The 20,825-nt window shown below is 71.9% G+C and carries 16 protein-coding genes and 2 pseudogenes; 9 read left to right on the top strand and 9 right to left on the bottom strand.

Annotation, left to right across the window (positions count from 1 at the left end; genetic code table 11):
* The first annotated feature begins 37 nt into the window (after positions 1-37).
* From OG738_RS32690 to OG738_RS32665, 6 genes and pseudogenes are all read left to right on the top strand, one after another.
* Positions 38-1,246, top strand: coding sequence for a CaiB/BaiF CoA transferase family protein (locus OG738_RS32690; protein ID WP_329046791.1), 1,209 nt, complete (start codon positions 38-40; stop codon positions 1,244-1,246).
* Between the two features lie 2 nt (positions 1,247-1,248).
* Positions 1,249-2,151 carry a hydroxymethylglutaryl-CoA lyase gene (locus OG738_RS32685; RefSeq protein WP_329046789.1) on the top strand — a complete coding sequence of 301 codons (903 nt, stop codon included), beginning with the start codon at positions 1,249-1,251 and terminating at the stop codon, positions 2,149-2,151.
* Positions 2,152-2,706: 555 nt separating this feature from the next.
* Positions 2,707-4,136 (top strand): annotated as a pseudogene (locus OG738_RS32680) (DUF1996 domain-containing protein).
* A gap of 219 nt (positions 4,137-4,355) precedes the next feature.
* Positions 4,356-4,490 (top strand): hypothetical protein, encoded by a 135-nt coding sequence (locus tag OG738_RS32675; protein WP_329046787.1) that lies wholly within the window; start codon positions 4,356-4,358, stop codon positions 4,488-4,490.
* A 69-nt stretch (positions 4,491-4,559) separates the two neighbouring features.
* Positions 4,560-6,740, top strand: coding sequence for a YcaO-like family protein (locus OG738_RS32670; protein ID WP_329046785.1), 2,181 nt, complete (start codon positions 4,560-4,562; stop codon positions 6,738-6,740).
* A 9-nt stretch (positions 6,741-6,749) separates the two neighbouring features.
* Positions 6,750-7,955, top strand: a complete 1,206-nt coding sequence (locus OG738_RS32665) for an MFS transporter (protein ID WP_329046783.1) — start codon at positions 6,750-6,752, stop codon at positions 7,953-7,955.
* 3 nt (positions 7,956-7,958) lie between these two features.
* On the opposite strand, the gene OG738_RS32660 is transcribed toward OG738_RS32665, so the two are convergent.
* Positions 7,959-9,182 (bottom strand): IS110 family transposase, encoded by a 1,224-nt coding sequence (locus tag OG738_RS32660; RefSeq protein WP_442875826.1) that lies wholly within the window; start codon positions 9,180-9,182, stop codon positions 7,959-7,961.
* 280 nt (positions 9,183-9,462) lie between these two features.
* Here OG738_RS32660 and OG738_RS32655 point away from each other — a divergent pair, with 280 nt between their 5' ends.
* The gene (locus OG738_RS32655; protein WP_329046781.1) at positions 9,463-9,963 is read left to right on the top strand and encodes a GNAT family N-acetyltransferase; all 501 of its coding nucleotides are present in this window, start codon (positions 9,463-9,465) and stop codon (positions 9,961-9,963) included.
* A gap of 44 nt (positions 9,964-10,007) precedes the next feature.
* Complete coding sequence (locus tag OG738_RS32650) at positions 10,008-10,358, top strand: MmcQ/YjbR family DNA-binding protein (protein ID WP_329046779.1); 351 nt, start codon at positions 10,008-10,010, stop codon at positions 10,356-10,358.
* Here the strand turns inward: OG738_RS32650 and OG738_RS32645 are convergent.
* The gene (locus tag OG738_RS32645; RefSeq protein WP_329046777.1) at positions 10,334-11,542 is read right to left on the bottom strand and encodes an MFS transporter; all 1,209 of its coding nucleotides are present in this window, start codon (positions 11,540-11,542) and stop codon (positions 10,334-10,336) included. The genes OG738_RS32650 and OG738_RS32645 overlap by 25 nt on opposite strands.
* Before the next feature lie 74 nt (positions 11,543-11,616).
* Between OG738_RS32645 and OG738_RS32640 the strand changes: the two genes are divergently transcribed.
* Complete coding sequence (locus OG738_RS32640; RefSeq protein WP_329046775.1) at positions 11,617-12,147, top strand: ArsR/SmtB family transcription factor; 531 nt, start codon at positions 11,617-11,619, stop codon at positions 12,145-12,147.
* A gap of 156 nt (positions 12,148-12,303) precedes the next feature.
* On the opposite strand, the pseudogene OG738_RS32635 reads toward OG738_RS32640, so the two are convergent.
* From OG738_RS32635 to OG738_RS32605, 7 genes and pseudogenes are all read right to left on the bottom strand, one after another.
* Positions 12,304-13,081 (bottom strand): annotated as a pseudogene (locus tag OG738_RS32635) (hypothetical protein).
* A gap of 105 nt (positions 13,082-13,186) precedes the next feature.
* The gene (locus tag OG738_RS32630) at positions 13,187-14,635 is read right to left on the bottom strand and encodes a glycoside hydrolase family 3 protein (RefSeq protein ID WP_329046773.1); all 1,449 of its coding nucleotides are present in this window, start codon (positions 14,633-14,635) and stop codon (positions 13,187-13,189) included.
* A 3-nt stretch (positions 14,636-14,638) separates the two neighbouring features.
* The gene (locus tag OG738_RS32625; RefSeq protein WP_329046771.1) at positions 14,639-15,469 is read right to left on the bottom strand and encodes a carbohydrate ABC transporter permease; all 831 of its coding nucleotides are present in this window, start codon (positions 15,467-15,469) and stop codon (positions 14,639-14,641) included.
* Positions 15,466-16,452, bottom strand: coding sequence for a carbohydrate ABC transporter permease (locus OG738_RS32620; protein WP_329046769.1), 987 nt, complete (start codon positions 16,450-16,452; stop codon positions 15,466-15,468). The genes OG738_RS32625 and OG738_RS32620 overlap by 4 nt, the downstream gene beginning before the upstream one ends.
* Positions 16,449-17,750: a sugar ABC transporter substrate-binding protein gene (locus OG738_RS32615; protein WP_329046767.1), complete on the bottom strand. Its 1,302-nt coding sequence runs from the start codon at positions 17,748-17,750 to the stop codon at positions 16,449-16,451. Before OG738_RS32615 ends, OG738_RS32620 begins: the two co-directional genes overlap by 4 nt.
* A 336-nt stretch (positions 17,751-18,086) precedes the next feature.
* The gene (locus OG738_RS32610; protein WP_329046765.1) at positions 18,087-19,889 is read right to left on the bottom strand and encodes a sugar phosphate isomerase/epimerase and 4-hydroxyphenylpyruvate domain-containing protein; all 1,803 of its coding nucleotides are present in this window, start codon (positions 19,887-19,889) and stop codon (positions 18,087-18,089) included.
* Positions 19,879-20,727, bottom strand: a complete 849-nt coding sequence (locus OG738_RS32605; protein WP_329046763.1) for a shikimate dehydrogenase — start codon at positions 20,725-20,727, stop codon at positions 19,879-19,881. Before OG738_RS32605 ends, OG738_RS32610 begins: the two co-directional genes overlap by 11 nt.
* Positions 20,728-20,825: the final 98 nt, after the last annotated feature.

Genomic DNA, 20,825 nt, shown 5'->3' with positions numbered 1-20,825 from the left:
CTGGGTTTAGAACTCACATCGTGGTTTGGAGTCGGGCATGAGTCAGCGAACCGGTCCCCTGGCGGGCATCCGGGTGGTCGAATTGGGCAACTTCATCGCCGCGCCGACCGCCGGCCGGCTGCTGGCCGACTTCGGCGCCGACGTCGTCAAGGTCGAGCGGCCGGGTACCGGGGACGAGCTCCGGCGCTGGCGGCTGCACGCCGGCGACACGTCGCTGCTGTTCCGCACCCTGGGCCGCAACAAGCGCTCGGTGACCGTCGACCTGCGCCGCCCCGAAGGCCAGGAGCTCGTCCGCGCGCTCGCCGGGCGCAGCGACGTCCTCCTCGAGAACTTCCGCCCCGGCACCCTCGAACGCTGGGGCCTCGGCCCGGACGAACTGCGCGCGCTCAACCCGCGGCTGGTCGTCGTCCGCGTCTCCGGCTACGGCCAGACCGGCCCCTACCGCGACCGGCCCGGCTTCGGCGGCGTCGCCGAGGCGATCGGCGGCCTGCGCGCGCTCACCGGCCATCCCGACCGGCCACCCACGCGCGTCGGGGTCAGCCTGGCCGACTCCGTCGCCGGGCTGTACGCGGTGATCGGCGCGCTGATGGGCCTGCTCCGGCGCGAGCGGGAGCCGGGCGCCACGCCGGGTGAAGTGGTCGACGTCGCGCTGTACGAAGCCGTCTATTCGCTGATGGAGTCGCTGGTCCCGGACTTCGAGGCGTTCGGCGTCGTGCGCGGGCCGGCCGGTTCCGCGCTGCCCGGGGTGGCGCCGTCCAACACCTACCGCTGCGCCGACGGCAGGTACATCGTCGTCAGCGGCAACGGCGACGCGATCTACCGGCGGCTCATGCGGGCGGTCGGCCGGGCGGACCTCGCCGAGGATCCCCGGCTGGCCGACAACGCCGGCCGCGTCGCGCACGCCGAGCTGCTCGACGACGCCATCGGCTCGTGGGCGGCGACCCTCCCCCAGGAGGCCGCCGAAGCCGTGCTGCGGGACGCGTCCGTCCCCTGTGGACCGATCCTGACCGCCGCCGACATCGCCAAGGACCCGCACTTCGAGGCCCGCGGCATGCACGAACGGCACCGGGTACGCGGCCACGACGGCGAAATCACCTTCCCCGGCATCGTGCCGGCCCTGACCGAGCGGCCCGGCCGGACCCGCGCCCTCGGGCCGGAGCTGGGCGCGCACACCGAGGCCGTGCTCGCCGAGCTCGGCGTCACCGGCGAGGCGGTCACCCGCCTGCGTGAGAACGGAGTGATCTGACCATGACCGAAGTCCTCCTCACCGAGGTCGTGCTGCGCGACGGCCTGCAGGACGAGCCCGTCACCGTGCCGGCGCACGAAAAGGTCCGGCTCGCCCGCGGCCTCGTCGACGCGGGCGTGCGGTCCCTCGAGGTCGGGTCGTTCGTCTCCGCGCGCCGCGTGCCGCAGCTGGCCGACACCGGCGACGTGCTGCGGACGCTGCTGCCGGGCGTCCCGGCGGCCCTGCACACGCTGGTGTTCACCGAACGCGGGGCGCGGCAGGCGATCGACGCGGGCGCGCGCTCGGTGCGATTGGTCGTCTCGGCCAGCGACGGGCACAGCGTCGCCAACGCGGGCGTGCCGACGGCCGCGGCACTCGACCGGCTCGCCGGATGCGCCGCGCTGCTGACCGAAGCGGGTGTCGCCGTGGAAGCTTCGGTCGCGACGGCGTTCGTGTGCCCGTTCGACGGCGACACGGACCCGGACCGGACCGCCGACGTGGCCGCCCGTCTCGGCGCTCTCGGCGCACGGGTCGTCCACCTCGCCGACACGATCGGCGCGGCGCGACCGGGCCAGCTTCGTACGGTCGTCGCGGCGGTCCGCGACGAACTGCCGGACGTCCCGCTCGGCCTGCACCTGCACAACACCTACGGCCGCGCGGCCGCCAACGCCTGGGAGGGCCTCGCGCTCGGCATCCGCCGGTTCGACTCCGCGCTCGGCGGGCTCGGCGGCTGCCCGTTCGCGCCGGGCGCTTCGGGGAACGTGGCGACCGACGACCTGGTCGACTTCTTCCACTCCGAAGGCATCGCGACGGGAATCGACGTCGGGAAACTGGCGGAACTGCGGGACCAGGTCGGACTGGCGGTCGGACACCGGCTCGGCTCCGCGCTGGCGGCGATTCCCGCGACCCCGGCCGCGCTGCGGTGACACAATCATCCCTGAACGGCGAGCGGGCATTTCGCACGCTTCACCCTGGTATACGGACGCGGGTTCGGATCGGTTCAAAGTTTCTCGCCACACCGCCCGAAGCTGGACAACGCCCCGGTCAGCGGCCCACGATGACGGCACACCCGAGTACGCCGGAGAGAGACACGCGCGGCCGCCCAGCGTGATCCAGTCGCGGTCCGTCGCGCCCGCGTTTTTCGCGTACGCCATTCTTCTTCCATTCTCGGACACTTTTCGTACTCATGAACGACTACGGAAACGGCACCCCGGCCTGACGGTTCGTAATTGGCGGAATTTCCTTCTTGCCCGGTGTCAAGCCCCGGTGTAGCTTCCATCACGGAACGATAACCAGCCGGTTGACGGCGTGGCCACGGGCAGGTGGCGCGCACCCACCGATGTCGGGTCGGTGGCCGGTCCGGGAATCGTTCCTCCCGCCGACGCCATCGTAAAAATGGCAAACCTGGTGCGCACGAGCCTGGGCTCGTGCCCGCCAGTGTCGCGGCGTTCCCGCCAGCCCGACACCCGGAGGATCCAGCCATGTCCAGCACCCAAGGACGGCATCGCCTTTCCCGCAGAACGAAGATCGCGACCGGCGGCCTCGCCCTCGCCATCGCGGTCGGCGGCATCGTCGTCGCGACGACCACCGGCAACACCGGTGAAGCGAGCGCCGACGAGGCCAACCCCGCCTTCTTCGTCGACATCCTCAAGGTGCCGCCGAACCAGTTCGACCCGCGCCCGGTCTACGGCGCGTCGACCGGCACGTTCACCGTCGACTGCGGCCGCAACGAGAACGGCCACTTCAACCCCGACAACTTCATCGCCCAGTCCGGCGTCAAGAACGGCGCCCAGCACCTGCACGACTACGTCGGCAACCTTTCGACGAACGCCGACTCGAACAACAAGAGCCTCGCCAAGGCCGGCACCACCTGCAAGAACGGCGACAAGTCCGCCTACTTCTGGCCCGTGGTCCGCATCGACACCGGTGAGGCGGAGCGAAATCCCAGCGCCAAGGCGCCCGACGGCGACCGGGCGCAGGCCGACCAGGAAGCCAAGACCGTCCAGGTCGCCTGCCCGGACGTCGCCAGCAAGCTCACCGACGTCCCCGACCAGGCCATGGCGGAGGTCGACGGCAACCTCGACCAGCTCGACGCGCAGACCGACGAGGCCAACCAGCGCGTCGCGCAGACGCAGGGCCAGGGCGGCGCGAACTTCCTGCAGAACGCCATCCTGAACCCGCTGAAGGACCGGCGTGCCGCGATCCTCGACCGGATCGCCACCATCATCGCCCGGTTGCGCCGAAGCCGAAGGACCTCGGCGGGCTCGCGCCGTGCGCGCCGAAGCCGGGCAAGGACACCGGGACGCCGACCCCGCCGACGAGCACCACAGCGGGCGGCGCGCTGCCCGGCCAGGACCAGAACAACGAGCTGCCGGGCAACGACGGCAAGATCCTGCGCCCGCAGAAGGTGCAGATCACCTTCCGCGGCAGCCCGGTGGGCAAGGTCGTGGCGATGCCGCGGTTCCTGCGCGTGCTCTACGGCGACGCGAAGCAGTCCACGAACGGGCCCGCCAACGCCCGCGCGAGCTGGACGTGCACCGGGTTCGAGAACCGCGTCACGGACAAGTACCCGATCTGCCCGCCGAACAGCAAGGTCAAGCGAATCCACACGTTCCCGAGCTGCTGGGACGGGAAGAACACCGACAGCGCCAACCACCGCACGCACATCGTGTTCCCGGACAAGTTCGGCCAGTGTGCCCAGGGGTTCAAGGCCGTTCCCCAGCTGCAGATCTCGCTGACCTACGACATCCCGCACGACATCCAGGTCAAGAAGCAGTACAAAGTGGACGCTTTCCCGCAGGAGAAGCACAACCCGCTCTCGGACCACGACGACTTCGCGAACGTGATGTCGCAGCGGATCATGAACGGGCTCGTCAACTGCGTGAACCGCGGCAAGACCTGCCGGGCCTGACCGCACCGGACCCCACGGCGAGCCGAGCGCCCCGTCACCCTTCCCGGGTGGCGGGGCGCTCTCGTGCGTTCCGCGTGGGCGGCCGGTGCGAAACGCCCGAAGCTCGTCGTGCGGATCGCATTCCGGAAGACGTCACGGTGCACCCCCGGACCACAAACTGATCACGTCACCCCGTCCCGGAATCCACACCGGAGACACTCCACACACACAGGAGGAACCTTGATTTCGATCGTCGAGCGCCCCACCGCCGTCGTCGTCCACAACCGCGCCGTGGTCCACAACCGGGCCGTCGTGCACAACCGCGCCGTGGTCCACAACCGCGCGGTCGTCCACAACCGCGCCTCCGCGAAGTAGCCGGCCCGCACCACGTGCCGCGGCCCACCCCGGGGCCGCGGCACGGCCATATCCGACGAGGGGTTCGCGATGCCAGCCGACGACGTCCACCTGGAACTGACCGGAGTCGAGGTCCACGACCTGGAGCCGGAGCTGTGCCTGCTCATCACGCCGAACGGTGGCCAGTACTCGATCACCGCGCCGGTCACCGAGTTCCACGCGTGGATCGCACGCTGCGACGGGACCCGGACCCGGACCGAGCTGCTCGCCGGGATGAACCCCGAGTACGCGGAGGTGCTCGACGTCCTCGCGGCGGACGGCAGCCTCCGGCCCGCCGCGACGGACGCCGCCGCGGCCCGGCGCGCCGCTTCGACCACCGTCCTCATCGCCGGTACCCCCGAGCTCACCGCGCCCCTCGCGCAGATCCTCGTGCCGGCCGGGTATGCGCGGGTCGAGACCCTCTCCGGGTTCACCGGCCCCCTCCCCTTCGATCCGGTCGACACCGTGGTCGTCGCCGCGTTCACCCATCCAGCGCATTCGGAACTCACCACCCTGGACGCGTACTGCGCGGAGCGGGGCGTCCGCCTGTTGCCCTTCCGCTGCGAACGCGGCCAGGGTGTCGCCGGGCCCGCGATCACGCCCGGCGGCACCGGGCCCGACTTCGCCGACGTGCTCGCGCGGCGGCGTTCCGCGGCCCTCGACCCGCGCCTGGCCGACGCCTTCGCCACCGCCCCGCCACCGGCCGGTCGCCGGTTCCGCCCGGGCGACGCCCGCTGGATGCTGACCGTGCTCGCCGTCCAGCTCGAGCGCTGGCTCGCCGGCGAACCCACGGAGACGATCACCGGCGAGCTCGAGATCGACCCCGTCCGGCTGAGCGTGACGCCCCGGCCCGTGCTCCCGATGCCGGACCGCCCCCGGCCGGTCGCAGCGCTCGGCCCCCGCCCGGACCTGCTCGTCGACGACCGGACCGGCATCGTCACGGCGGTCCACGAGCTTCCGCCCGCCCCCGGCATGCCCGCGCGCCTGCGCGTGTGCGCGGTGGACGTGGCGGACATGCGCCGGGTCGTGGACTGGCCCAACGACCGCCAGGCGTTCGGAACGTCCTGGCACGACTTCGACGCGGCGCGGGATTCCGCGATCGGCGAGGCCGTCGAACGGTACTGCGGCAGCTGGCTGCCCCCCGAGCGCGAGCTCCGGTACACGAGCTACCGGCGCCTGCGCCGCGACGGCGTCCCCGCGCTGGACCCGCGTCGCCTGAACCTGTATTCGCCACGGCAGTACGCCACCCCGGGCTTCCCCTTCGCTCCCCTGACGCCCGAAACGGAGTGCACCTGGATCGAAGCTTTCTCCCACACGACGGACGAAACCGTGTGGATCCCCGCTTGTCTCGTCTCGTCGGAGGCCGACCGCGGCCGGTTCACCGACCCGCTGATCGCCGGGCTCGCCGGCGGCACCAGCGAAGAGCACGCCGTGACGTCGGGGCTGGAAGAGGTGCTCGAACGCGACACGACGATGCTCTGGTGGGCCAACACCCCGCGGCTGCGCCGGCTGCCCGTCCCGGCCGAGCTCCGGGCGCTGATCGCCGACACCACCGACGCCTACGACGTCACGCTGATCCCGCTGGACAACGAGTTCGCGGTGCCGATCGTCGCCGCCGCGGTGCTCGACCGCGCCCGGCACTGGCTGTCCATCGGGTTCGCCACTCGCCCCGACGCGGTCGACGCGGCCAAGAAGGCGCTCGCCGAGGGGTTCACGCTGCAGCACACCTGCCTCGCCCTCGACGACGAGCTCGAGCTCGCCGGGATGCGGGCGGACCTGCCGCACTTGGCCAACCTGAAGCCCTACCGCGCCGACCGGCGCTACCTCGACTCCTACCGCGAAGACTTCGGCGACGTCGTGGACCTGCTGTGCCAGCAGCAGGTCTACCTCGACCCGCGGGCCGCGACGCGCGTGGCTCCGTGGGTGCACGAGTTGCCGGTACGCCCGTGGCAGGGGCTCCCGGCCCTGGGCGAGCGACGGCTCAAGGCGTACCGGGAGCGCGTCGAGGAGCGCGGTTTCGAGGTGATCGCGGTCGACCTGACCACCCGGGACGTCGCCGCGGCCGGGTTCCACGCCGCGCACACGATCGTGCCGGGGCTGGTGTCCAACTTCCCCGCCGGCCTGCCGTACTGGGGCGACGGCCGGATCCGCCGCGCCGCCGTCGACCTCGGCTGGCGGACCCGGCCCCTGACCGAAGAGCGGCTGAACACCTTTCCGCTCCCGCACGCGTGAAGGGTCGCGATGGCTGCCACCGAACTGCTCGGCCTGCCGCGCACCCGCGGCCGGCTCCCCCTGGTCGCCGCGCAGGCCGTCGACGCCCTGGGCACCGGCCTGTTCCTCCCGTTCGCGGTCGTGTACTTCCACGCGGCCAAGGACATCCCGCTGCCGGCGGTCGGCGGCGCGCTGTCGGCCGCCGCCCTGCTGGCGCTGCCCGCGGGGCCGCTCGCCGGCCCGCTCGTCGACCGGCTCGGCGCCCGGCGGGTCGTCGTCATCGCCAACCTGCTGCGGGTGTTCACCTTCGCCGGCTATGTCGTCGCGGGATCCCTGTGGCAGCTGGTCGTCCTCGCCGCCCTGACCTTCTGGGGTGAGGGGCTGTTCTGGCCCGCGTCGGGCGCACTCGTGGCGCAGGTGGCCGACGACGGCCAGCGCGGCCGCTGGTACGCGATGGACCGCGCGCTGCGCAACGTCGGCATCGGTGCCGGCGGACTGGCCGGTGGCGTGCTCGTCGCCTGGGGCGGGACGGCCGGCTACACCGGGATCGTCCTGGCGAACGCGGCGACGTTCCTCGTCGCGGCCGGGCTGGTCGCCTCGTGGCGGGGGCCCGCCGCCGCTCCCGCGCCACCACCCCGTGCGCCGACGGCGGGGGCGGGCTACCGCGCCGTGCTCGCCGACCGGTCCTTCCGGCGGGTGCTGCTGACCGTCTTCGTGTTCGCCCTGTGCGATCTGGCGTTCACCGTGCTGCTCAGCGCCTACGTGATCGACACCCTCGGCCTGCCCTCGTGGCAGCCGGGAATCCTGTTCGCCGGCAACACCGTGCTGGTGGTGGTCGGCCAGACGGTGGTGGCGAGCAGGCTGGCGGGGTACCGCAAGCCGCGGGTGCTGCAGGTCGCGGCCGCGGTGTGGGCGCTGTCGTTCGTGCTGTTCGCGGTGGTGCCGCGGGCGGTACCCGGCGCGGCGATCGTCGTCCTCACGGTGGCGACCGCGGTGTTCACCGCCGCCGAACTGCTGCAGGCGCCGACGAGCAGTGCGCTCACCGTCGCTCTGGCGCCGGCCCACCTACGGGGGCGTTACTTCGGCTTGGAGGAGCTGCTGTGGGGCGCCGCACGGGTCATCGCCCCGGTGACGTTCACCGCGTTGCTCGCCGGGAGCGCGTGGTTGCCGTGGCTCGTGCTCGCCGGGTGCTGCGCGCTGGCGTTCTCCGTCCTGAAAGACATCCCAGGAGCGTAGATGTCAAGCAGCAACGTTCTCGGCGTGATGCGACCAGGCAGTCCGCTCGTCATAAAGGGTGCCGTTTGTGAGACAGCCATGGAGAAGACCGACGAGTCGGTTGGCGAGCTGACGCAGAGCGGCGTTGTGGCCAGCGCCGCGGGCTTTCTGCCGGTCGTAGTATGCACGGGCGCCGGGCGAGTGCAGCAACGCGCTCTGTGCCTGGCTCATCAGGGCGTCGATGAGCCGGTCATTGTGCACGAACCGGGCCAGGGCAACCTTCTTCTTGCCCGAGGCACGGGTGATCGGGGAAGTCCCGGCGTAGTTCTTGCGGGCCTTGGCCGAGGTGTAGCGGTGGGAGTCGTCGCCGAACTCTGCGAGCACCCGGGCGCCAAGAACCGATCCCAGACCAGGCTGGGACAGGATGATCTCAGCGGCCGGGTGCTGCCCAAAATAGGCCTCGACCTGCCCTTGCAGAGTCTTGACCTGAGCGTCCAGGACAGTCAGCACCGCCAGCAGCGCCTGGACCGAGGCGGCGTAGGCGGCAACCACGACATCGGGCTGGGCCAGGTGCTCAGCGCGCAAGGCCGCCTGAATTCCCGCCGCTTTCCCGGCGATGTCCTTGCGGCGCGCGCGTGTCAACGCGGCGCTGATCTGCGCGATCGTCAGCCGGGCGGCCCGGGCCGGGGTGGGGGCCTTGCCGAGCAGTTCCAGGGTGTCGGCGGCGTCGAGGTCGGTGAACGCGATCAGCGCGGCGGGGAAGTAGTCCCGCAAGGCGTGCCGCAGCCGCTGGGTGTGGCGGGTCCGTTCCCAGATCAGGGTTTTGTGAGTACGGGCCACGACCTTGACCGCCTCGGCCTCGGGGCTGTCCCCGGCGACCGGCCGCAGCTCGTGGCCGTGGGTGCGGACCATGTCGGCCAGCACATGGGCATCACCGGCGTCGCTCTTGGCCCCGGAGACCCCGAGCCGGTCGCGGAACCTGGCCGCTTGCAACGGGTTGACCGCCAGCACCGTGTATCCGGCAGCGACCAGTGCCCGGATCCACGGGCCTCGGTCGGTCTCGATCCCGACGAGCACCTCGAGGGTGTCGGTGTCGTCCCCGGTCAGCTCACCGATCATCGCGTGCAGCCGGGCCATCCCCGTGACGCCTTCGGGCAGCCGGGCCTTGGCCAGCCTGCGCCCGGAACCGTCCATCACCTCCACATCGTGATGGTCCTCAGCCCAGTCATCCCCTACGAACAGCCGCAACGATCCTCCCGATCTCGATCACCCTGAGCAGCCGGCGGGGAGAACCATCAGCGACCTAATCACACAGTGCTCACGCCACCACCACGCGCGGCACGACATCCCAGCAGCGATCAACTCTCCCAGCCACCGACAGGGGCACGGTCTTTCATCAGGACTCAAGCGTCCAGGACCCACGAGTGCTCACCTGCCGGCCGGCTACCACCAGGAGTGTGCCGGATAGCCCACTCCCAGAACTGATTAGGACTGGAGCCGGTGGCGGCGCGGGTCGAGGAGCCGGCAGGTGCTTGACCCGTGGGCGGAGATCGAAAGCACCTACCTCTCGGTCTACCGCGAACGGCCGTACGGGGAAGACGCCGCGGACGCTGCCCGGTTCCGCGAAACCGTGGCCCGGCATTCGCGGTTGCCGGGATTCGCGCTGAAGACCGTGCGCGCCGGCGAGGAGCTCGGTGGGTTCGCCTACGGGGTCGGCCGCGAAGCGGGCTGGTGGCACCCTGGTGCCGCGTCACCGGTACCCCGCTGGCTGGCCGGCACGCCGCTGTTCTACGTCTACGAACTCGCCGTGCTGCCCGGTCTGCGCGGCCGGGGACACGGCGGTGAGCTGCTGCGCGACCTGCTCGCCGGCCGCCGCGAGCCGGTCGCGGTCCTGGCGGCGGCGACCGCGGCCCCGGCGTACGCGATGTACCGGCGGTGGGGCTGGGAGCGGGTGGGGGCGCTCACGCCGGGCTCGGTCGACCTGCTCGTCCTGCCGTTGCCCGCCCGGCCTCGGGTCCGGCCCGGGTGAGCCGCGACGAGACCTGCCGGGCACGACGCGGTTGAATGACCGGCATGGTCACCGGTGCCGAAGTCCGCGCGTTCGCCCTGACACTCCCCCGCGCCTACGAAGCCGTCGTGCGTGACCGGGCCAAGTTCCGGGTCGGGCGGATCGTGTTCGCCGCGCTGTCGCCGGACGAGACCGTGATGGGGTTCGGCTATCCCCGTGACCAACGGGAAGCCTTGGTGGCGGGCGAACCGGAGAAGTTCCTGCTGCCCGAGCCGTCGGACCTGCGCTACCAGTGGGTGCGCTGCCGCCTGGCGGCGATCGATGCGCAGGAGCTGCGCGAGCTGGTCCTGGACGCGTGGCGGATGTGCGTGCCGAAGAAGGTCTGGACCGCTTACGCGGAGACGCATCCGCTCTGATCGAGGGCGTCCTCGGTCACCACCCGGAGCCCGGCGACCACCGCGAAGGCCAAAACCGCCATCACCACGAACACCACGTGCAGTCCGAAGGCCTGCGCGATCGCGCCGCCCGCGAGGGCGCCGAGGGACTTCGTGCCCCACGCGACCAGGCGGTAGCTGCTGTTCAGCCGGCCCAGGAGCCGGTCGGGGGTGAGGCGCTGGCGCAGGGACACCATGACCACGTTGGACACCAGCACCCCCGCGCCGCCGAGGAAGAAGCCCGCCCCCACGGCGTAGGGGTTCGCGGTCACCGCGAGCACGCCGACCGAGAGCCCGCCGGTGAGCCAGGAGATCCAGAGCGCGCGGATCCGGCCGAGGCGGCGTTCGGCCGCTTCGGCGAGCAGTGACCCGGTCAGCCCGCCCGCGGCGCTCGTCGCCATCAGCAGCCCGAAGGCCGGTCCGGACAGGCCCATCGCCGAGCCCGGGCCGACCGCGTAGAGGACGAGGACGGCGAAGGTCGCGCCGGTGGCGAAGTTGAACGTGCCGACCATGACCGAGAACGTCCGAAACACCTGGTGGCGCACCAGGAAGCGCAGTCCTTCGGCGATGTCCGCACGGAGGGTCGTGCGGCCCTCGCGCGGGATCCGGTACGAGCCGCGCACGAGCAGCAGGGCCGCGACGGCCACTGCCCACAGCGCCACCGGCGTGACGAGCGCGGCGACGACCCCCGCCGCGACCAGGACGCCGGCGAGCGGTGGGCCGGCGAACTCGTTGGCGGTCTGCTCGGCGGCGAACATCCGGCCGTTGGCGCGGGCCAGGTCCGCGCGCCCGACGACCTGCGGGACGATCGACTGCGCGGCGGTGTCGTAGATCGTCTCGGCGCACCCGGCCCCCACCGCGACGACGTACAGCGCCCAGATGGATCCCGCGCCGAAGGCGGTCAACAGCGTGACGCCGGCGAGGAGCCCGCCGCGCACGACGTTGGCGGCGAGCATCGCACGACGGCGGTCGAGCCGGTCGACCAGCGCGCCGGCGGGCAGCGCGAGCAGCAGCCACGGCAGGCTGAAGGCGAAGGCGAGCCCCGCGATGAGGGCCGGTTCACGCGTGTAGCCGACCGCGACCAGCGGCAACGCGACCTTGAGGACGCCGTCGGCGAGGCTCGAGAGGCCGGCGGCGGACCACAGCCGCCAGAACACGGTGGTCATGAATTGAGGATCGCACATCGATGGGCTTTCTCCATCGATGTGACGTCATTCCATCGATGGACTACGCTCCGCTCATGACGGAACCCCGCCGCCGGCGCCCGGCGACGCCGGCGGAAGCCAAGGCCCTCGGCCACCCGCTGCGGCTGCGCATCATGCGGATGTGCCTGGTCGAGGAGCTGACGAACAAGCAGCTCGCCGAGCGCCTCGAGCGCGACCCCGGGACCGTCCTGCACCACGTGCGGCAGCTGGTGTCGGCGGGCCTGCTGGAACCGGCGCCGGTCCGCACCGGACCCAGTGGCGCGCTGGAGAAGCCGTACCGGTCGAACAACGAGACGTGGTGGCTGGACGGCCCCCTGGCCGAGGCCGACGCCGAGACGCGGTTCGCGCCGATCGAGATCTTCCAGGAAGAGATCCGGGCGGCGGGCCCGGAGTCGGTGGCGGTGCACGAGAAGTTCCTGCTGCACCTGTCCCCCGACGAGGTCGAGGAGCTGGACCGGCGGATCCTCGCGGTGCTCGACGAGTACGTGGCGACCGACCACGAACGGTCCGATCGGCCGGCCTTGGGCGGGATCTTCGTGCTGCACCACGTGAAGCGCGAGACCTGACGCGCGCGGCCCCTGCCCGGGGAGGTGGGCAGGGGCCGTCTCGCCCCGGCCGGGGATGGTGGCCGGGGGGGTTCGCCGATCGTGGCGGTCTCGCGACACCGGGGCCGGATCTCGCCGCACCCCCAGGGCCGGCGAGACCCGCGTCCGCTCAGCGCGTCAGTGGTTGACCTTGAACCACGGCTGCGACCAGCCGAGGTACGTCTGGCCCCACTTGCTCTTGATCTCCGAGATCGTCGTCTTGGTGTAGGTGCCGGCGCCGTGGATGTCGTTCGACAGGAAGTCGCCGCCGCCGATGGAGATCATCGTGTGGCCGTAGCCGCTGCTGCTGGAGAAGAACGCCAGGCCGCCCGCGGGGACCTGGTAGTCGCCCGGGTGCTTGAACGATGCCGGGATCTGGGTCCAGTGCACCTGCGCCGACGCCGAGCCCGACGCGGAGAAGCCGTAGTTCTGGGCGTTGATCCGGTCGCACCAGCCGTCGTAGGACGAGTCGTCGTTCGTGTGCACGCGGGACTTCGCCTTCGTGACCGCCTCGGCGCAGGTGTTCGGGTCGCCGGTGCTCGCGGTGGTGCAGGCCAGGGTGGAACCGGCGCAGTCCGGGGCCACGCGGCCGTCGGAGCCGGTGTAGACGTAGGCGTCGCTGAGGTAGCCGTCGCCGACCTTGTCCCAGATGTCCGAGGTGCCGTACTTGCCGTCGAAGGTCGAGCCGTTGGTCTGGCACGAGATGGTGACCGCGGTGCCGTCGGCGACGCTGCCCACCGAGCTGCCGCTCGTGCTCGGGGTGGCCCGCAGGGTCAGCGCGGCGCAGGGTCAGCGCGGCGCCGGAATCGGTGTGCACCGTGCCGGTCGCGGCGAACGCGGGGGTGGCCCCGGCCAGCGCGATCGCCGCGGCGACGCCGGCGACCGCCGCGACCTGCTTGCCGATTCGAATCTTCATGGTGTCCGTCCTCCAGTTGTGGTGTGAGGACACCATGGCGGCCGCCGGTACAAGCGCCGTACAAAAGCCGGCGGGACCCGTGGAGATACGGCAAAAAGGACCGGGTCAGGCCAGGTACTCGGCGGCCGCGCGCAGGCTGACGTAGGAGCCGCTGAACGTGTCGATCCGCGGCCGTCCGGCTTCCAGCGGTCCGGGCACGCCGGTCTCCACCCGGATGTAGTCCACAGTGGACAGCGCGGCCAGCAGCTCGCGCACCCGCGGGTGCCGGTGCGCTTCCCGGGTGATCACGACGACGCTGCGGAACCCCTTGGCCGCTTCGAGCACCGCGTCGACGTCGTCCGGCGTCGCGGTGAGCGCCCGCGTGCCGGGCACCAGCTCGGCCAGGTGCGCGCCCAGGCCCCACGGCATCGGGCCGGCCGCGATGGTCGGCTCGGTCTGGACGTCGACCACCAGCGGGGGCCCGTCCAGCCGCGGCTCGCCGGTCACCCGCAGCGCCTTGCGGGCCGCTTCGAGGCCCAGCCGCCGGTCGACCGGGCCGACGGCCGCCGGTGCCGGGTCGGTGCCCAGCGCCGCCGTCCGTGACGCCGCCTCCTCGAGCCGGTCGAGCGGCAGCTCCCCCGCCGCGACCGCGGCCACGATCGCCGTGACGCACGCGTCCAGGTGCTCGGCCTCGAACGCCGCGCCGCCGAGGCACAACGCGTCCGCGCCCGCGGCCAGGGCCCGCACCGCCGACCGGCCGAGGCCGTCGTGCTTGCCGTACGCGCCCGAGACCGCGCCCATCTCCAGCGCGTCGGTGATCACCGCGCCGGTGAAGCCCAGCTCGCCCCGCAGGACGTCGGTGAGGGCGACGCGGTTGAGCGTCGCGGGCTCCGCGCCCCAGGCCGGCACGACCAGGTGGCCCGACATCACCGAGCGCACCCCGGCCCGGATCGCCGCGGCGAACGGGACCAGCTCGATGGCGCGCAGTTCCGCGGGCGTGCGCGGCAGCACCGGCAGCGCGACGTGCGAGTCCTCGGTGGCCGCGCCGTGGCCCGGGAAGTGCTTCGCGCACGCCGCGACGCCGTACTTCTGCAGGCCGGTCACGTAGGCGGCGACGTGCGGGGACGCCTTCACCGGGTCGGACCCGAACGCCCGGACGCCGATGATCGGGTCCTCGGCCGCCAGGGTCAGGTCCGCGCACGGCGCGAGGTTGAGCGTGACGCCACAGGCCGCGAGCCGCTCGCCGAGCGCGGCGGCGACCGCCGTGGTCAGCTCCGGGTCGTCGGCCGCGCCGAGGGCCAGCGGCCCCGGCACGAACGACCCGGTGTTGACGTCGAGGCGGGTGACGTCGCCGCCCTCCTCGTCGATCCCGACGACGACACCACTGTCGCCGTCCCGCTCGCCCCGCAGCTGCGCGGTGAGCGCGGCGACCTGCTCGTCGTCGACGACGTTGCGGCCGAAGAGGACCACCCCGCCCAGGCCGCCGGCGATCCGGCGGCGCAGCCAGTCCGGCGCGGTGGTCCCGGCGAACCCGGGCAGGAGGACGGCTTCGGCGAGCTTCTCCGGTGTGGTCAACCGCTACCCCTTCACCGCGCCGGCGGTCGCGCCGGACACCAGCTTGCGCTGCACGAGCAGGAAGAACACCAGCGCCGGGATCGCGTAGATGACCGACGCGGCCATGACGCCGCCCCAGTCGGTGGCGAACGCCGTGCGGAACGACGCCAGCCACACCGGCAGCGTCTCCTTCGGCTTGTCCTGGATGAACACCAGCGCGAACAGGTACTCGTTCCACGCCGTGATGAAGCTGAACACCGACGTCGTGACCAGCCCCGGCCCGAGCAGCGGCAGCGTGACCCGGCGGAACGCGCCGGTCTGGCTGCAGCCGTCGATCATCGCGGCCTCTTCCAGCTCGTACGGGATCCCGTTGACGAAGCCGTAGAGCATCCAGACGGTGAACGGCAGCGTGGTCGCGAAGTAGATCAGCAGCAGCGACGGCAGCGTGTTGAGCAGCCCGGCGTCCCGCATGAGCAGGAACAGCGGGATGAACAGCGCCGACACCGGGGCCAGCTGCGCCACCATGACCAGCACCAGGAAGCCCTTGCGGCCGGTGAAGCGCAGCCGCGACAGCGGGATCGCCGCCAGCGTCCCGGCGACCAGCGCGCACAGCACCGACCCGACCGTGACGATCAGGCTGTTCATCAGGTAGGTCGGGAAGTTGTCCTTGCCCAGCGCCGTGGCGAAGTTGCCGAACGAGAACGACGTCGGGATCAGGTCGTACTTGGGCGAGAGGATCTGCCCGGGCGTCCGCAGCGACGTGACGAACATCCAGTACGTCGGGAACACGATCGCCAGCGCGACGAGCACGCCGACCACCGAGAGCACGATCCGCTGCGACAGCGACTTCTTCACGACAGATCACCTTCCCGGGTCCGGGTGAGCAGCTGGATGTACCGGCCCGTGATGAGCGCGAGCACGATCAGCATCAGCGTCGCGATCGCGGCGGCCGCGCCGAAGTGGTTGCCCGCGATGCCCTTGAGGTACAGCACGACGGCCAGCGTGGTGCTCTCGCCGTCGGGGCCGCCTTCGCGGATCGCCCAGATCTGGGCGAAGGCGTTGAAGTCCCACAGCACCGACAGGAACGTCACCATCGTGGTGATCGGCCGGATGGCGGGCCAGGTGACCGCGCGGAACGTCTGCCACGCGCTGGCGCCGTCGATGCCGGCGGCCTCGTACTGCTCGCGCGGGACGCCGATGATGCCCGCGTACAGCGAGAACGTCACGAACGGCACGGCCTGCCACACGATGAGCAGCCCGATCACGGTCAGCGTGCTGGCGCCGCTGGAGAACCACGAGAACCCGATGAAGCCGTGGAAGCCCAGCCGGTCCAAGGTCTTGTTGAGGATCCCGTACTGCTCGTCGAAGATCCACTGGAACACCGTGGTCGTCGCGATCACCGGGGTCGCCCAGGCCAGCACGAGCGTCACCTGCACGAGGATCCGCACGACCGGGCCGAGGTGGCGCATGAGCACCGCGAGCAGCAGGCCGCCGAGGATGGTGGCGGCCACGACGGACGCGGTGAAGACCAGCGTCCGGAAGGTGACCGTCCAGAACTCGGGGTCCGAGAGCGTGTTCGTGTAGTTGTCGAACCCGATCCAGATGGTCTTGCCGGAGACGAGCTGGCCGATGTCCAGCTTGCGGAAGCTGATCCCGAGCACCTGGACCAGCGGCCAGGCGAGCAGGACCAGGATCGCCGCGAGAGCGGGGAGGAGGAGCAGGTACGGGAGCACCCGGTCGCCGAACCGGCCGCGCCTGCGCCTCTTGACGCCCGCGTCGCGCGGCGATGCCGGCGGGGTCGCCCCCGCCGGCATCGTCACATTGGCGGTCGCTGTCATCCGCCGATGAGCTTGTTCAGCGCTGCGTTGGCGTCGGCGGTCGCCTGGTCGAGCGTCTTCTTGCCGGTCAGGTACGCGGTCAGCATGTCCTTGATCGGGTTCTGACCGGACTCGACGTCGCCCCACTTCGGGCTGGCCGGGACGGCCTTGCCGTTGGCCGACGCCTTCGCCATCACGCTGCCCAGCGGGTCCTTGTCCAGGCCGGAGAGGTCGGTCGACGTGCCGGGCACGACGCCGGCGGCGGCGAGCTGGCTCTGGTACTTCGGGCTGGAGAGCAGCTTGATGTACTCCTTGGCGGCGGCCACGTTCTTGCTGTTGGCCGGGATCGCCAGGTTGGACCCGCCCAGGAAGACCGGGGCGCTCTGGCCGGCGGTCTTGCTCGGGATGGGGAACGCGCCGGTCTTGGCGGTCAGGCTCGGGTCCGTCTTGGCCGCGGTCGGCAGCTCCCACGGAAGACCGATCATCATGGCCACCTTGCCGGCGCCGTAGACGGTCGCCTGCTGCGGCTTCGCCTCGTCGGCGTCCTTCGGTGCCTTGGTGCCGGAGGTGTCGACGAGCTTCTTGTAGAAGTCCAGGCCCGCCTTCGCGCCGGCGCTGTCCAGCGTCGCCTTGAAGTTCTTGCCGTCGGCCTGGGCGATGTCACCGCCGTTGTCCCAGATGAACGACAGCAGCGCGTACCAGTTCTGGCCCGGCATGTACAGGGGCTGGAAGTCGGGGTCGGACCCGAACTTCGTCTTCAGCTTGGTGATCGCGTCGATCCACTCGTCGTTCGACGTCGGCGTCTTGGTGATGCCGGCCTGCTCGAACATGTCCTTGCGGTAGATGACCTCGCGGTTGGCCGCGTAGAACGGGACGCCGTAGGTCTTGCCGTCGTAGGTGCCGGAGTCCGCGAGACCCTTCAGCCACTGCGCGCCGTTGAAGCTGTCCTTGTCGGCGGTCAGGTCGGTCAGGACGCCGTCCTGCGAGGCGAACGCCGCGGTCTGCGTGTTGCCGATCTCGATCACGTCGGGCGGGGTGCCGCCGGCCAGCGCGGTGGTCAGCTTCTGCTGGATGCCGTCCCACTGCTGGATTTCGTACTTGACCTTGACCCCGGGGTGCGCGGCCTCGAACTCCTTGTTGAGCGCGTCGGTCAGGGTGCTCGGCGCGGACCCGGTCATCAGCCAGACCGTGACGGTGCCGCTGAGCGGCGCGTTCCCGCTCGACGAGGCCGCGGTGTCCGAGCCGCTGGAGCCCGCGCAGCCGGCGGTCGCGAGGGTCAGTGCGGCGGCGCCCGCCGCCAGCTTGAGCCAGCGTTTCACTCGATGCCGTCCTTTCGATGCCCGGCCGAACCGCGGCCGGACTCCCCAAATGGTGTAGACCAATGTTGGGGTTAGAGTGGTACGTACCACAGGCCCTGTCAAGGCGGTTGCCGGAACGTTGTAAACCCACCGGGGACTCTGACGCGCAGTAGCCGGACGGTCACGGCGCCGCCCGCGACCTGCGGGGGAAGTCGTCCGAATAGGAGGGTGTCCGGAACGTTTTTCACCGGTGGCCACCCGCAATCCACCGCCCGGCCACCCGGACGGCGCACCGAAAACCGCCCCGGGAAAGGCTTCCCCGGGGCGGTGGTTTCCGGCGCGGACGCGGTCTGCCGGTCAGGCCGGTGTTTTCACCGGTGCGCCGGCGCCGCGGCGGGCCCGGTGCGCGGCCATCCGCACCGGCGCGTTGACCACGCCGTACCCGCGGTACCCGCCGATCCGCTGCACCACCTCGAAGAACACCCGCGCCCCGGCCAGCGCCGTGTAGAAGTGCAGGAACTCCCCCTGCTCGTCCCGGTCGTAGAGCACCGAGTGCTCCCGCAGTTCCGCCAGCCGCCTCGCCGGCAGGTCCAGCCGGGCCTCCAGGTCGTCGTAGTAGTTGGCCGGGATGTCCAGCAGCGGCGCGCCGGCGGACCGCATCGCCGCGGCCGCCGCCAGTGCGTCCGTGCAGGCGAACGCCACGTGCTGCGGTTCGGGTACCGCCGGCGCCCATTCGCCGCGGCGGACCAGGGCGCTGTCCAGCGTCAGCCGGACCTCCCCCGCCGCCATCGCGCGGCTGCGGACCAGCCCGAACGGCGCCGCGAACTCGACCACCGGGGACGGCGTCAGCCCGAACACCGACCGGTAGAACAGCGCCGCCTCGTCGAAGTGGTCGAACGGCTGGGTGAGCGCCACGTGATCGATGCCGAGGATGCCCGCACCCGCCGCCGTCTCGCCGGTCGGCACGAAGTCGCCGCGCCAGTCGTCGCTGCCGCACAGGAACACCTCGGTACCGTCCGGCGCCGTGACCGACGCCAGGTCCGCCTCGCGCGGCCCGCGCACCCGCGGCAGCACCGGTGCCAGCAGTGCTTCCGCCCGGCGGGCCGAGCGGGCCGGGTCGGTGCTGGCCAGCGCCACCGCGCCGACGGCGCCGTGCGCCGCCCCGCCCTCGTTGACCACCACGCGGGCCTTGCCCTGCTCCCACAGCTCGACCGGCTTGGTCCGGTGCACGCCGGTGCGCGCGAACCCCAGCGACGCGAGCACCCGCCCCGCGCCGGGGTCGGTGACGACCTCGGCGAACTCGTGCCCGGTCAGCACCGGCGCGGCCGGGATCGCGAGCACGCCCAAGGACTCCTTCAACGCCAGCAGCGAGCGCATCGCGTCGACCGCGGCCGGGCGTGGGTCGGCCTGGCGGAAGACGTCGTTGAAGACCTCCAGGGACAGCGGCCCGCGATAGCCCGCGGCCAGCACGTGCCCGGTGAACGCCGTCAGGTCGAAGTCGCCCTGACCGGGGAAGAGCCGGTGGTGCCGGCTCCACGGCAGGACGTCCATCGGCAGCTTCGGCGCGTCGGCCAGCTGCAGGAAGAAGATCTTGTCGCCGGGGATCGCGCGGATCGGCGCCGGATCGTGGCCCCTCGACAGGATGTGGAAGCTGTCCAGGCACACGCCGAGCGCGGGGTGCGCGGCGCGGCGCACGATCCGCCACGCGTGCTCGTACCCGCTGACGTGCTTGCCCCAGGCCAACGCCTCGTACGCGATCCGCATGCCGCGCTCGCCGGCCAGCTCCGCCAGCGCGTGCAGCTGCTCGGCGGCCAGCTCGTCGTCGTCGATCGCGTCCGGCGCCACGGACGAGCAGACCAACACGGTGCCGGTGCCGAGTTCGGCCAGGACGTCGAACTTGTGCCGCGCGCGCCGGAGGTTGGCCGCGTGGCGGTCCGGCGGGACCGCCTCGAAGTCGCGGAACGGCTGGTAGAGGTCGATCGACAGGCCGAGGTCGGCGCAGCGGCGGCGGATCTCGGCCGGGCTCGACGGCGAGACGAGCAGGTCGTTCTCGAACAGCTCGACGCCGTCGAAGCCGGCCGAGGCGGCCGCGGCGAGCTTGTCTTCGAGGGTGCCGGACAGGCAGACCGTGGCGATCGCGGTGCGCGGTTCAGGCAGCACGGGCGGTCTTCCCTTCGAGGGCGTCGAAGTGGCGCAGCATCCGCGCCGGGTCCGGCTCGACGCCGGTGAACAGCCGGAACGACTCGGCGGCCTGCAGCACGACCATGCCGCCGCCGTGCAGGACGCGGCAGCCGCGGGCGCGGGCGTCGGCGAGCAGCGCGGTTTCCAGCGGCCGGTAGACGATGTCGGCCACCCACAGCTCCGGTCGCAGCAGCCGGGCCGGGATCGGCGAGCCGGGGTGGGCGGCCATCCCGGTCGGCGTGGCGTGCACCAGGCCGTCCGCGCGGCGGACGGCGTCGAGGTCGCCGGTCTCGGCCCGGGACGCGCCGAACCTCCGCCGCAGCGCGTCGACGAGCTTCGCGCTCCGCTCGCTGTCGACGTCGTGGATCGTGAGCCGGCCGGTGCCCAGCGAGAGCAGCGCGTGCGCGACCGCCGCGCCCGCGCCGCCCGCGCCGAGGAGGACGACGTCGTCCCTGCGGACGTCCGGGAAGCCGCGGGTGAGGCTGCGCGCGAAGCCGGTCGCGTCGGTGTTGTGCCCGATCGCGCGGCCGTGCTCGAAGACGACGGTGTTGACCGCGCCGAGCGCTGCGGCTTCGGGCGACAGCTCGTCGAGGTGCGGGAGGACTTCCTGCTTGGCCGGGTGGGTGACGTTGAGCCCGTCGAACCCGGCCAGCCGGGCGGCGGCGAGGACGTCGGCGACCGGGCGGCGCAGCACGTCGAGGTCCAGGCGGCGGTAGAGGTAGCGGAGGCCGAGCTCGTCGGCTTCCCGCTCGTGCAGCGCCGGGCTGGCGGACGGCCCGATGCCCGAGCCGACGAGTCCGATCAGGTAGCTGGTCACGCCGCGCCCTCCGAGTTAATGTACGAACTAGTACGTTCACGTTAGCGTGGCGACCGCCTCGGCGGAAGGGCTGGGCTAGAGTGGGGCCGTTGACCTGC

Source organism: Amycolatopsis sp. NBC_01488 (assembly GCF_036227105.1).
GTDB lineage: Bacteria > Actinomycetota > Actinomycetes > Mycobacteriales > Pseudonocardiaceae > Amycolatopsis.
Note: the sequence above shows the minus strand (reverse complement) of the source record. Positions and strands in the feature narration are given on the sequence as shown.

Bases quoted from the DNA above. Each gene is read 5' to 3' on its own strand.
- OG738_RS32665 (WP_329046783.1), top strand. From the start codon at position 6,750: ATGGCTGCCACCGAACTGCTCGGCCTGCCGCGCACCCGCGGCCGGCTC.
- OG738_RS32645 (WP_329046777.1), bottom strand. From the start codon at position 11,542: ATGACCACCGTGTTCTGGCGGCTGTGGTCCGCCGCCGGCCTCTCGAGC.
- OG738_RS32670 (WP_329046785.1), top strand. From the start codon at position 4,560: ATGCCAGCCGACGACGTCCACCTGGAACTGACCGGAGTCGAGGTCCAC.
- OG738_RS32620 (WP_329046769.1), bottom strand. From the start codon at position 16,452: ATGACAGCGACCGCCAATGTGACGATGCCGGCGGGGGCGACCCCGCCG.
- OG738_RS32690 (WP_329046791.1), top strand. From the start codon at position 38: ATGAGTCAGCGAACCGGTCCCCTGGCGGGCATCCGGGTGGTCGAATTG.
- OG738_RS32640 (WP_329046775.1), top strand. From the start codon at position 11,617: ATGACGGAACCCCGCCGCCGGCGCCCGGCGACGCCGGCGGAAGCCAAG.
- OG738_RS32685 (WP_329046789.1), top strand. From the start codon at position 1,249: ATGACCGAAGTCCTCCTCACCGAGGTCGTGCTGCGCGACGGCCTGCAG.
- OG738_RS32650 (WP_329046779.1), top strand. From the start codon at position 10,008: ATGGTCACCGGTGCCGAAGTCCGCGCGTTCGCCCTGACACTCCCCCGC.